Raw genomic sequence first — 12,896 nt, 5'->3', positions numbered from 1 at the left:
AAATAAAACTTACTCAGTGTGACAGGCCTGCACACCTCGAAAGTACAACATGTCATGGGTAGCCCCGTCGAAGCATATCGGGCAAAGGCCTCTCCGCGCGACCCTTCGACAGGCTCAGGGTGACAGGCCAATTATATACATAAGCCAGCGTCATCCCCATTTTTTTAGGTTTTACCTGTTGGTCACTCCCAATGACGGTAGTTTAAATTATTCAAATAACTTCCGACTCAGAACTTTCAACTCAAGACTCAAGACTTAAAAACGGCTCAACGCCGATGGCTTAATTTTTAAAATATTGCCTTGCTTATCAAAGTTCAGGCTATCTAAACAAAGCTCGCGCAATACATATTCTTTATTCTGGGGATGAATACGGTGGTATAAAATATAATACTGGCCGTTTTGCTGAAACACGGTGTGATGGCCCGGCCCGATTGTGGTACTATCGGGTGTGGTTGCCAGGATAGGATCATACTGGCCCTCCGTCCACGGGCCAAAGGGCGTTTTACTTACAGAATAGCGCACCTGGTAAGTGGCATCAATGGCTTTACCGTATGAATACATCAGGTAATACAAGCCGCCGCGCTTAACCATATGCGGCGCTTCAAAGTAATGGGCAGGGGTAATATCCTTTGGTTCGCCATCAAAAGTGACCATATCTTTTTTAAGCTTTACGGCCATGCAATGGCCATTTACCCATTTAAAACCAGATCCCCAGTATAAATAAGCCTGCCCATCCTGGTCAATAAAGCAATCGGGATCGATATTATGAACACCAGGGTATTTATTGCCTGCAACCAAGGGTGTATTATCGGCTTTTGCATTTTTCCACGGGCCAAGCGGGTGACTGCTCACCCCTACCCACAACTCGCTGCCAACTGCTACGTACAGGTAATACTTGCCGTTGGCTGCCTTGCGGATGGATGGTGCCCATACCATGGAATTATTGGAGGTGGGGCTTGTACAGGCTTGCTTAGTAGGCCAGTTAATATGTTCTGTTTTAAAGGTCACAAAATTTTTGGTTACCAATACCCCCAACTCGTTGCCTCCCCAGGGATCAATGGTGGCATAGATATAAAAAAGCCCTTTATCTTTAATTATTGTAGGATCGGCGTAGTAGCCTTTAACAATGGGATTATTTACAGCCTTTGTTTGCGCAGTGGCTGTCAGCAAAAAACTAAAAAATAATGTTACCAGCAACGCGGTTTTAAATATCCTCATGATGCGCAAATTAACAATTTTATCAATTAAGGGTATCAATTGTGCTATTGCTACGCCAAAATATCTTCGTGCTCCTTATTCTTCAGCTCGGCAATGTATTCAGATGGTAGCATACCAAACTCCTCTTTAAACACTTTTGCAAAATAGGCGGCATTATTAAAACCAACTTCGTAAGCAACATTGGCGATGCTTAGCTTGCTTCGCTCCAGTAGCTGTACGGCACGCTGCAAACGAATGGTGCGGATACAATCAACCGGTGTTTTACCGGTAAGGCTCAATAATTTACGGTAAAGGGATACCCTGCTTAGCGCCAGGTGCCTGGCTAGCTCTTCTACCGAGAAATTGGGTTTGGTGATATTTTGCTCAATAAAGTCAAGCGCGTTTTTCAGGAATTTCTCATCTTCAGATACTACCACCACATCCTGCGATTGAATATCAACCTGCTTTTGATAGGTTTCCTTAAACGTTTGCTGCATCAGCAATAAATTATTGATTTTGGATAGCAGGATGCCCGAGTTAAATGGTTTAACAATATAATCGTTAGCGCCGCATTCCAAGCCCACCAGCTGATCATCTTCGCCGGCCATAGCGGTTAGCAATATAACGGGGATGTGCGATGTACGGCTATCTCCCTTTAACTTTCGCGATAACTCAAAACCATTCATTTCGGGCATGGTTACATCGCTCACTATTAATTTGGGATGCAGGGCAAGCGCCTTTTGCCAACCTTCTTTACCATTTATGGCCTCAATAATGTGGAAATGATCTTTCAGGTTTTCTTTCAGGTAAAAACGCATATCGTCATCGTCCTCAATTAATAAAACCGTTGGTTTTTTGTTTGAACCCTGTATACCTTCGGTGTTTTTTAACGTTGGCAGCGTGTTATTTTCCTGTATTGCAGGCGCAAGCGTCAGTTTCTCGGTTTTGCCCTCAAATGGTATACTTACAATAAAACAACTGCCATATTCGGGTTCGCTTTCCAGCCTTATCGTTCCGCCATGTATCTTTATAAACTCTTTTGTTATTGATAAGCCAATTCCGCTGCCCTGGTTTAGCAGGCTTTCGGGAATATTATCCTGAAAAAACCGTTCAAAAATCATCTCCTGGTTTTCTTTCGTGATCCCGATACCTGTATCAATTACCCTGATTTCGAGCATCCTTTTATCAGCCGGCAAATTTGCAACCTGCGGGGTATTTAAAATTACACTGATGCTGCCGCCTGCCGGCGTAAACTTAAACGCGTTTGATAGCAGGTTAAACAGTATCCTTTCTATTTTATCCTGGTCAAATTTGGTAGTAAAAGAGTGCAGCTCGCTTTCAAACAGGTATTGAATTTTCTTTTGATGGGCTACATCTGTAAATGACGAAGAAACCTCCTTTATAAATTGAATAATATCGCCCTTGTTTAAGCTAAGCTTCAATTCGTTATGCTCCATTTTCCTGAAATCTATCAACTGGTTAACCAGGTTAAGTAAGCGCTTGCTGTTGCGCTTAATCATGGTTAAATGATGCTGCTGATCGGGGTTATCAGATACCTTAATAAGATCATCAATTGGCGACAGGATTAATGACAACGGCGTACGAAACTCGTGGCTGATGTTAACAAAGAATTTAATCTTCATTAAATCAAGCTGGTGCATGCGCTGCGCTTCTTCGCGCTGGCTGGCAAGTTTTCTTTCAGCTTCTATCTCGGCCTGTTTAAATTCAAATTGCCGCTCCAGTTTGGTTATACCGCGGTGCCTGATGTAAAACAACAGCCCAAGGGCAAGCAGCATGTAAGCAATGTATGCTATTGGTGTTTTCCAAAAAGGCGGCTGAACCGTAATTTTTAGCGAGATCTCTTTAGCTGTATTTAATTCCCTTACTTTAAAAGTATAATCGCCACCGTCAAGATTGGTGTAGGTAACACTGTGGCTGTTGGCCGGGAACGTGATCCAGCCTTTATCAAAGCCTTCAAGGGTATACTGGTAACTTATTTTATTGGGGTAAAAATACTCGTTGGCAGCAAACTCTATATCAAATACATTTTCATTATGGTTAAGGGTTACCCATTCTGTTTCTGCTATGGCTTTGTTTAGCACAACCCTGCCCTTTACCGAATCGCCGGCGGCTACGCTTTTGTTAAACAACCTAAAATCAGTAAATACCAGTTTGGTATTGGGTTTAAGGGTGTTTATTACTGCCGGGTCAAATAGATTAAACCCATGTGCGCCGCCGAATGCCATTTGCCCGTTCCTCAGCTTTGTTGCGGCATATAAATTAAAATCACGGGCCTGTAAGCCATCTGCCTCGTTATAATTATCAACCTGGAATTTATATTGACCGCCTGCCGCCGTTAAGCTGATGTTTGAAAGACCATTGGTTGTACTTACCCACATCCGGCCCTGGTTATCTTCCAAAATATTCGACACATTGTTTACCGGCCAACCCATGCCTTTATCTACATTTAAAAATGTGTTGGTTTGGGTATTAAGTATGCTTAAACCACTTTTTGTGCCAATCCACATTAATCCGCGGCTATCCTGGGTAATTACATTTACATCGCTGCCTGCAAGGCTGTTTGGTTTTTTAGGCTGATAATAGTAATGCCGCACCCGGTTTGTTTTGCTCTCTATCACATCAACGCCTTTATCGCGGCCTATCCAAATATTTTGCTGCCTGTCCCTGTAAAAAAAAGCGGTATAATCAGATACCATTTTATACTCGGGATGGCGGAAAGTATTGCTTTTACGGTCAAGCACATTCAATCCGCCTGCAAAGGTTCCTACCCATAAATTCCGGGCAGCATCTTCAATTATGGTATAAACCCGGTCGTCGGTAATGGTAGTTTTATCTTTATCGCTGTGGCGGTAATGGGTAAACTTTTTACCGTCAAAACAATCCAGCCCACCAAAATAGGTGCCTATCCAAAGTTTATTTTCATGGTCAACGTATAAGCTTATGATAATATCGATTGATAAACTATTAGGATCTGCAGCATCGTGCTTGAATTGGGTATATTTTTTTGTTTCCGGGTTAAAATTAATAAGGCCACCTCCATTTGTACCTATCCATAAATTACCGTTACGTTCTTCGGCAAAAGCATTAATATCCTCATAAGGCAGGCTGTTTTTATCTGTTAATAAATGCCTGTAAACCGGAAATTGCATAATAGCCTTGTGGTAATAACTTATGCCCTGCTTAAAAGTACCTGCCCAAACAATGCCCGCATCGTCCCGGTATAAGAAAACACTGTTACCGCTGATGGATTGCGGGTCATCCTCTTTATTTACCAGGTAGCTTACTTTATGGGTTACCGGATCAAGTACGTTGATGCCACCATGATCGGTGCCTATCCATATTTTGTTATCATCGCCCTGTATTACGGTATTTACAATATTGGAGTTTAGCCGGCCATCGGGCGTATCTTTACTAAAGTGTAATAGCGAATAGTTTTGGGTATTAAAGCAGTAGGTGCCAAAAGGCCCCGCGGCCGAATAAATCCACAGGTTACTTTTATTATCAACTGCCAGCGTGTACGATTCCAGTTTATACAAATTAGCCTTAGCCAGCCCATCAAAACGCTTGATGATCTTATTTAACCGGGTATCTAACAAGTCGATAATACCATCGCTGTAAATTAACCAAACGGCATTGTTTTTTGTGACCGCCACATCCATTATGGCATCTGAATGCAAAATGGTTTTTGAAAAGGATGATGTGCAATAAAACGACGTAGAACCATCAGCCGGGTTATACCTGTACACGCCCTTATTTTTAGTAATAAACCAAAAGCCGCCGTCTTTATCCTTTCGTATGAGTGTTACATCACTGGTTATAATTTTATAACGCCTAAGCTCATCGGCAACGTTAATAGCAAAATTTTCGGTCGCGGGGTCATAAATACTAATGTTGCTGTGCGTAAATATCCACAGCTTTTTATCAGGCCCCTCGCTGATGCGCGAGACAAAGCTTTCACTTAGCGAATTAGGATTATCGGCCTCGTGCTTAAAAACCTTAAATTTAAACCCGTCATACCTACTCAGGCCCGAGTTTGTGCCAAACCACATGAACCCTTTTTCGTCTTTAAAAATACAATTGACGTGATTATCAGATAAGCCATCGGTAATATCTAACCGCGAAAATTTATATAAGCGACTTTGGCCAGATAGCCACTGATGGGTAAAAACAAGAAATATAAATGTTATATAAACTTTAAAACTCATTATTTAGCAATTACCAACAATCGATTGCGGGGTTTAATAATCCGGTTTATAGGATTTATAAAATTACATAATAAGTGTTATATTAACATCAATATATTTAATTATTAAAATGGTATTAACTTACCCTGGCACCAAGCGTGTATGCCTTCCTGAATTCTTTAGGGACACATAGCTTATTGCGCTTAAAAATCCGGTTGAAGTTTGAAATATTATTGAAGCCGCATTGATAGGCAATTTCGGCAATAGAGTGCGTGGTGTTTATGAGCATACGGGATGCATTGCCCAGCCTGATATCGTTAAGGCTTTCAATAAACGATTTGCCGGTATTTTTTTTCAGGAACCGGCAAAACGAGGCCTCGGGCATGTTGGCAACCGTGGCTACTTCGGCAAGTGTTAAACGCTTGTCGAAATTGGTTTCCATATAATCAAAAACCTTATCAACACGCCCGTTGGTATACCTGAATTTTTCGTCCGAAAAGCCAGGATCAGATAGCATCCGCATATTTTTGGATGTAGATAGGGTATGCAGTATGGCAAGCAGCTCCACCACCGAGTTAAAGCCGTCCTTATTGCTAAGGTTTAATATACGCCGGGTAATATCGCGGGTAGTTTCATACGAGAAAACCAGGCCACGCCGGGCGTTTTCAAACATGCTTTTGATATAAAACAACTGGTTGCGTTGTAAAAACTTTTCATCAAATAAATCAGTATGAAACTGGATGGTAACCTCGTTAATGGCCTCGCTGGTACATTCGCCCGTAAACCAGCCGTGGTAAACGTTTGGGCCGATAAACACCAGCTCAATATCGTCAATAGTTTCTATACTATCGCCAATAATGCGTTTGGCGCCTTTGGCATTTATGATCAGGTTTAACTCATATTCGTTGTGGTAATGTAAAGGAAAATCAAACTTCTCCTTTACTTTCGAAAATATCGAAAAACAATCGCCCATATTCAGGGACGTAGTTTCGCGCATCACATTAGGAACCGCCATTTGATACATTTAAATTATTGGCAACCTGGAATTACGGTTTATGGCGTAAAACTATGCGATTGCCCTTTTTTTTAATGCCACAAATGTTACAGTTTCTACAGCAAATGTTAAGCAGTTTTTTTATACCGCCTTTTCGGCACCAAGACAAATGTTATTGTTAAGTGAGTAATACTATTTAAAGATACTATGTAGAATCAATATTAAAAGAGGGCTGTCATGCTGAGCCCCGTCGAAGCATAGTGGGCAAAAGCCTTTACGCGCGACCCTTCGACAGGCTCAGGGTGACAGGCCCATTATATGTATAAGCCAACACGTCATTACTGTTTTTTTCGGCCAGGGCTGGTAGTCACTCGCAACCACGGCCTGATTTTTAATTTCAGGCAGCCTTTCAGAACTTAAAACTTTCGACTAAGGACTATCATGATTAACCTAATATCAGGTGGCTTTGCCGGCTATTTCTGTAATTGCTTTTACCAGCTTATCAAGGTCGGCAAGGGTAGTGTATACGTGCGGGGTTATGCGCACACAGCTTACGTTTTCAAACACGATAGATACCTGGTGAATTTTATACTGGTTAAACAACGCGGCATCCAGTTGCGCGGGAGTCATGCCATCAATAGATATGCCGCAGATAGCGCAGGAGTATTCGGGTTTTAGCGAGGTATGCAGCTTTACTTTGGGCAGGTGCTGTACTTTGGTAGCCCAGTAATTTTTAAGATAACGGATGCGATCCTCCTTACGTTTGCTGCCAATAGCCAACTGAAAGTTGATGGCCTCGCCTATCCCCTGCTCTATCGGGAAGCTACGGGTGCCCAGGTTTTCAAACTTGCGGATATCAGGCCCCTGCGGGTTATCATCGCACAAAAGCGGCATTACTTTACTTATCTTTTCTTTTTTAATCCACATCATGCCGCTGCCTATAGGTGCCGACAGGAATTTATGCAGACTGGTGCCAAAGTAATCGCAATTTAAATCGGGAATCTTAAAGTCGAGCAGCCCGAAAGAATGGGCCCCGTCTACAATAACCTCTATGCCCCGGGCATGTGCCATATCGCAAATTTTGCGTACAGGCATAATTTGGCCTACGTAGTTTACTATATGCGTAACGTGTATCAGTTTTGTTTTGGAGGTGATGGCATCCTGGTAAGCTTTTACAATCTGCTCGTCATTCTCAATCGGGAAGTCGAAAGTGAGTTGTTTGTAAACTATGCCTTCGCGCAGTGCACGCTGGCGATAAGCCTGTACCATGTGTGGATAATCTAACCTTGCCCCAATCACTTCATCGCCGCTTTTTAAGGGCAGGCCAAAGATGATGGTATTTAACGCCTCGGTAGCGTTACGGTTTACGGCAATTTCATCGGGCAGGGTACCGGCGAGCAAGGCAAGCTTTTCGCGCAATGGCTCGCGTCCCTGGTCAAGGATGCGCCACATAAAGTACGACGGACCTTCGTTGGTAAGCTGATTGTAGCGCTCTACAGCCTGCTGCACCACAATTGGCGATGGCGACACACCGCCATTGTTCAGGTTGATGATATTGGCGCTTACCGAGTACGACCGCTGAATAACGCCCCAAAAATCCTCGTCCTGCGCCACCTCTTGCGGCGTTAAACGGCTTACCCTGTTTAATGCTGATGTCCAGTCGGCGGCATGCGCCTGGTTAAACAAGCTTGTAGCCGAAAAAGCGCCGGTAAGTACGGCCGCCTGTTTGATGAAACTGCGTCGATTATTGGTCATGAACGAATTTAGCGTATTTGATGCATACAAACAAGCAATTGGCCCGTGTTTTTTGCTGCTGAGATTACTGATTAGAAGCGATTTAATGAAATGTATTAGCTAAGCTGTTACACCACCGCCTTTGCAACAAACATTGCTTTATAGTACTTCCAATACCCAAAGCCTAAAAGCAGGTTTGGGGCTACCAGGAAAACGCCCATCAGCCAACCCGACGGCACCAGGAAGGTGTGAAACAACAACACATTTAAACTGATAGGGAACAGCACCACCGCCGAAAAGGGCGCGTAACGATTAGTGAGCAGCGACAGGCCGCCTGTTATCTGTATTACTTTTTGAATAGGATAAAAGTACCCGGTACCTTTTAACCCGGCGATGAAGGCTCCCGCAGCGCCGGTATGTAAGGGCTGGTACGGTATAAAATGCAGGAAATAATCAAGGCCAAACACCAGGTATAAAAAGCCAAGCAACAAGCGGGATATGAGTACGGTTGTTTTCATTGAATTGAGTTACATATATTATCAAGGGATGAAAGTTATTGCTTCCATGGATCTAAAAGCTCCAAATCTGTAATATTTTTAAAATCAGAGGTGTTGCGTGTGATCAATGTCAGATCACCAACGATGGCTGTAGCTGCAATGATAGCATCAGGGAGTTTAATGCGCTGGCCTTTACATATGGTTATCGTTTTATCTACAACCTGATCATTAATTTCAAAAACGATACTTTCTGAAACAAAATCGTGTAATGTCTTATAAACATCGTCAGACGTATTAAACCTAAGGACTTCAATTTTAGTAACTACTGAGATATTTGGAGTTTCGTCAACTATTGCATGCATGAATTTCATGCCGGATTCAGGTAATTTATTATCTAAATACCCTATTACCACATTAGAATCTATTAAATATCCCTTTCCCACTCGTTTCTACCTTGTTCGATTGAGTTTTGAAAGTTGTTATATTCCTCTTTAGAAAGATTGAGTGAGCCGGCAAATCGTTCGGAGAGTTTTTGTTTTGGCTTACTACTTTTCTCAAGAACCTTAACAATATGTAAAGCCTCAAGATCTTCGATCAGTTTGTAAGCTTTATTGTTATTTATCTGAAGCAAAACCGTTTCCATCTTTAGTTTATCTTTTACCAAATATACAAAACTTATCTCATAGATATATCCAATTCATTCACCCGCCGCCGGCACCAGCTTCGCTTTCAAATCCGGGTCTTTCATGTCCTTATCCAGCGGGAACATGGGGCGCTGGATGCGATGGTATGGCAAACGTTCGATGTTCTGATCAACCCCGCCGGGGGTTATGGCCAGCAGCCAATCGGCGCGCATGGCATATAGTTCGGGCTCAAGGTAGCCAATTTTCACTACCACAATACCGGCGGTGCGGGGGTTTAAGCCCAGGCGGGTAAAGTCAATTTCTTTGTGATATGGCTTGCGTTTTTGGGTGACGATCACGTGTACGCTGCCCACTTTTATCACAGCCTCCACCTCGGCATCCTTATCGCCGTATTGGATTGATTCTACCGTGCCCGATAGCCTTACGGGCGGTGCAAAACGGGCATCAACTGCTGCGCCGGCCAAACCATCCACATGGCCGCCTATACCAGCGGCAATGGCGCTTTTGATCAATTGCGGCGCAGGGATGGATGCATACAGCAACGATGGGCCTGCATCGGTTTTAAACTCCGGCCGGGCCAATATCTGGGTTAGCGTCCAGGTGGCATCGCCTGCCCCGCCAGCAGTTGGGTTATCGCCCGAATCGCTGATGTAAAATGGATGCTTTGGGCTGGCTACGGCCTTATCAAGGCATTCTGCTAAAGTACCTGTAGGTGCTACAAATTCAAAGGCTTTGCGGGCATCCCAAAAGTTTTGGGCCAGCTTTTCGGCGGCGGCTGTTACTACGGCTTTATCGTCGCCGGTTACCATTACTACGGCGTGGTTGCGCGGCTCATCGGCCCAGGCGTAGCCAATCCAAATGGCGGCATCAATGACGCCCGGCTGTACCGAAGCCGGGGCTACAGCCTTGTATATGCTTTTACCGGGTTCAATCCGGGTGCTTGTTTTTTCGCCGGGCAGTAAAATAGGGATAGAGATATAGGCCTTGAACGCCGGTTTTCCTTTACCGGTTTCAATCCGGCTGATCAGGTTTTCAACAGCCCGCTGTTTGGTTTGCATGGCATCTTCATGCGGGGCCATGCGGTAGCAGGTAATCAGGTCGGTATTTTGGGCCAGCCGCCAGGAAACATTGCCGTGCAGGTCCATAGATGTGGAGATAAGCGTTTTTGTGCCCACTACTTTCCTTATCCTGGTTATTAGGTCGCCCTCGGGGTCATCCAATCCCACAACGCTCATGGCGCCATGAATATCAAAATACAACCCGTCATAAGGCAGGTGTTTTTTAAGCGAATCTAAAGTTTTACCAACCAGCGACTCATAAGCAGCCCTGGTAACCGCCCCACCGGGCAGACTTTTGCCCATCAAAGCCGGGAACCAAACCGCACTCTTGCGCAAAGGCGAGTCGGCAGCCATAAATGGGTACGAACTAAAAACTTCGGCCCCGTATTTGGCATGAAAAGCGGCTTCATCCGTTAGTGCCGGCGAAAACGTACTCGACTCGATACCCAGTCCGCAAATGGCTATCCGGGGCAGTGGTTTTACCATAGGGCTGTTATCGGATGGCCTGCTACCGTGTCTGTGTTTATTGGGCAAGGTGGCCGCCAAACAAAAAGTAAAACTAAATAATAGTATTGCCGGTAATGAATGTTTAAGCATAGCTATCAGATAAATTATGTGTTATTATACTAATACCTCCAGCTCTTCAAATCGGCCCCTTTTGGTGCCCTGGTTTTAATTTCAGCGGCCCATTTTTTGATAAACATTTGGTGGTAGCGAAGGCGGCTGATGTAGTTGGGTTGGGTATGGTCGCCGTTCCAGCAGTGTTCGGCACGGTCGCCGTAGTCAACTTCGCAGTTACAGTTGGGGTTATTGAGCTTTTTGAGCATGTCTTCGGCGGTGTAAACGGCGTTGTTGAGGTAGTAGGTGTCCATATCGCCTACGTAAATATGAATTTTACCTTTCAGGCTGTTGCCGATTTTTGGCCAGTCGCGTTGGATGATGTGCGTAAGGTCAAAGTGCTCGCGCCAGTAGGCGGCAACCGAAGTATCTATAGCGCCGGTATTTTTATCGTAGATGCGTTTGGGGTAACCATCCTTATCCATGGGCGAAAATACGGCCTCCCAGATATCAAACTGACCACCGCTGCGACTGCGTGTGCCTATTGCCAGTTCGCTTTGGTTTACCTCTTTCATGGTCGATCCTACATGGCCCAGGTAGTCGCGCTCTTCGGGGCGGGGTGTTTGTTTAAAATCTGACGACAGGAAATAGGCGTTTTTATCCCCATAAAGGTTGATGGTCATGTAGTGGTGAAAGTCTACCGGGTCGGGGCAGGCCGCGTAGCAGCCGTTATACTCGTTGGGATAAAAAACCTGCGCGGCCAGTACTTCCCAGCCACCTGTGGAGCCACCATACATAAACCTGGCCCATCCTTTACCTATCCCCCTGAATTGCTTCTCAATCTCGGGGATTAATTCGTAAGTGATCGCATCGCCGTACGGACCAAGATTGGCCGAGTTGACGGCATATGAATCATCATAATACGGGTTGGCATGCTGAATTTCGATGGCCAGCACCCGCGGGAAGGCAGGCCCTGTCCATTGTTTGTAAAAATCATAGGCCTCCTGCTGCACTATCCTGTTATAGCCCGTGATATGGAAACGTGCCGAAGTATCGGGTTTCAAATTCGGGTCGGGCGGCGTGGTGCTGAAACCTTCCAGGTCGGCAGGGAAATGCCCGTGGAAAATAGCCAGGGGATATTTCACATTAGGGTGCTCGTCGAAACCTGCGGGTATCAATATGTTTGCACCAAGATACATCGGCCTGCCCCAAAATTCGGTCAGCAGTTTGCTTTGGATTTTGATGTGTTTGATGTATTTAGTATCCTTAGGCGCTTCTATAGGCGGGATAACCTTGCTGATATTAAGCGTTAATTCGTTAGAAACAGCCGGGTCGAAATAAATTTTGACCGGGGCCGAATATATATTGCCAGGCGCCATATTCCAATGCTGGCCCTCGCCCCTATCCATCGGCAGCTTTACGGTTTGGCCGGTTTTAAGATGAAAGGTCTCGTATTTATGTAACAGCACCTGCACATAATAATCGCCGGCAGGCACATCCTTCAAACGCTCCAGCGGATAACCGTAAGCCTGTACATCTATTAATTGGCTGGTACCAGGTTGCCACCCGTTGATATCCATCCCAAAAACCAGCTGCGATTCGGCACCGTCACTCACCTGAAAACGGGGCTCGGCTTTGTTGTTTTTTGATAACAACAATAACAGCCTGCCATCCAATTCTTTGCTTTCGCCAAGCGAAGGATCGATGTTTACCCTGAATGTTTGGGCGTTTACAAAAAATGGAGAGATAAGGAGTATGAATAAGATCAGCTTTTTCATGTAGGGCGGCTTTGGGATTAAATATAGGGAAAAAGATGAGTTTGTAAAAAAGTGATCTAAAAGTACAGGGCAAACGCATCTAATTGGGTTAACATAACTTAACACATTTTAATTTTATTTTTTTTAAGTATTTTATAGTCAGTATTTTAAATTTAAACATGGTTAACATTAAACTGATCGTACAATTTAGAAGCATCCAAATATTTGTGCCTGTTGTTGGCCAATGCAAGT

Annotated in this window: 9 protein-coding genes; all 9 read right to left on the bottom strand. The window is 44.3% G+C overall.

Annotated features, from left to right (window positions below; genetic code table 11):
• Positions 1-255: 255 nt before the first annotated feature.
• Entirely contained in the window at positions 256-1,218 is a 963-nt protein-coding gene (locus tag ACFGVS_RS01500; RefSeq protein ID WP_439697169.1) for a family 43 glycosylhydrolase, read from the bottom strand.
• 50 nt (positions 1,219-1,268) lie between these two features.
• On the bottom strand, positions 1,269-5,423 hold the full coding sequence (locus ACFGVS_RS01495) for a hybrid sensor histidine kinase/response regulator transcription factor (RefSeq protein ID WP_439697168.1): 4,155 nt from the start codon (positions 5,421-5,423) through the stop codon (positions 1,269-1,271).
• Positions 5,424-5,538: 115 nt separating this feature from the next.
• A complete protein-coding gene (locus ACFGVS_RS01490; RefSeq protein WP_439697167.1) occupies positions 5,539-6,417 on the bottom strand; it encodes an AraC family transcriptional regulator in 879 nt (292 codons plus the stop codon).
• A gap of 435 nt (positions 6,418-6,852) precedes the next feature.
• The gene (locus ACFGVS_RS01485; RefSeq protein WP_439697166.1) at positions 6,853-8,151 is read right to left on the bottom strand and encodes an aminotransferase class V-fold PLP-dependent enzyme; all 1,299 of its coding nucleotides are present in this window, start codon (positions 8,149-8,151) and stop codon (positions 6,853-6,855) included.
• 107 nt (positions 8,152-8,258) lie between these two features.
• The gene (locus ACFGVS_RS01480; RefSeq protein ID WP_439697165.1) at positions 8,259-8,648 is read right to left on the bottom strand and encodes a hypothetical protein; all 390 of its coding nucleotides are present in this window, start codon (positions 8,646-8,648) and stop codon (positions 8,259-8,261) included.
• Between the two features lie 35 nt (positions 8,649-8,683).
• Positions 8,684-9,070 (bottom strand): type II toxin-antitoxin system VapC family toxin, encoded by a 387-nt coding sequence (locus tag ACFGVS_RS01475; RefSeq protein WP_439697164.1) that lies wholly within the window; start codon positions 9,068-9,070, stop codon positions 8,684-8,686.
• Complete coding sequence (locus ACFGVS_RS01470) at positions 9,052-9,270, bottom strand: hypothetical protein (RefSeq protein WP_090652892.1); 219 nt, start codon at positions 9,268-9,270, stop codon at positions 9,052-9,054. Before ACFGVS_RS01470 ends, ACFGVS_RS01475 begins: the two co-directional genes overlap by 19 nt.
• Before the next feature lie 54 nt (positions 9,271-9,324).
• On the bottom strand, positions 9,325-10,926 hold the full coding sequence (locus tag ACFGVS_RS01465) for a M81 family metallopeptidase (protein ID WP_439697163.1): 1,602 nt from the start codon (positions 10,924-10,926) through the stop codon (positions 9,325-9,327).
• A gap of 29 nt (positions 10,927-10,955) precedes the next feature.
• Positions 10,956-12,665 carry a hypothetical protein gene (locus ACFGVS_RS01460; protein ID WP_439697162.1) on the bottom strand — a complete coding sequence of 570 codons (1,710 nt, stop codon included), beginning with the start codon at positions 12,663-12,665 and terminating at the stop codon, positions 10,956-10,958.
• Positions 12,666-12,896: the final 231 nt, after the last annotated feature.

It is taken from the genome of Mucilaginibacter sediminis, assembly GCF_051903035.1.
GTDB lineage: Bacteria > Bacteroidota > Bacteroidia > Sphingobacteriales > Sphingobacteriaceae > Mucilaginibacter.
Note: the sequence above shows the minus strand (reverse complement) of the source record. Positions and strands in the feature narration are given on the sequence as shown.

Excerpts from the sequence above, each read along its gene's own strand:
- ACFGVS_RS01500 (WP_439697169.1), bottom strand. The coding sequence starts at position 1,218 with ATGAGGATATTTAAAACCGCGTTGCTGGTAACATTATTTTTTAGTTTT.
- ACFGVS_RS01490 (WP_439697167.1), bottom strand. The coding sequence starts at position 6,417 with ATGGCGGTTCCTAATGTGATGCGCGAAACTACGTCCCTGAATATGGGC.
- ACFGVS_RS01495 (WP_439697168.1), bottom strand. The coding sequence starts at position 5,423 with ATGAGTTTTAAAGTTTATATAACATTTATATTTCTTGTTTTTACCCAT.
- ACFGVS_RS01470 (WP_090652892.1), bottom strand. The coding sequence starts at position 9,270 with ATGGAAACGGTTTTGCTTCAGATAAATAACAATAAAGCTTACAAACTG.
- ACFGVS_RS01480 (WP_439697165.1), bottom strand. The coding sequence starts at position 8,648 with ATGAAAACAACCGTACTCATATCCCGCTTGTTGCTTGGCTTTTTATAC.
- ACFGVS_RS01460 (WP_439697162.1), bottom strand. The coding sequence starts at position 12,665 with ATGAAAAAGCTGATCTTATTCATACTCCTTATCTCTCCATTTTTTGTA.
- ACFGVS_RS01485 (WP_439697166.1), bottom strand. The coding sequence starts at position 8,151 with ATGACCAATAATCGACGCAGTTTCATCAAACAGGCGGCCGTACTTACC.
- ACFGVS_RS01465 (WP_439697163.1), bottom strand. The coding sequence starts at position 10,926 with ATGCTTAAACATTCATTACCGGCAATACTATTATTTAGTTTTACTTTT.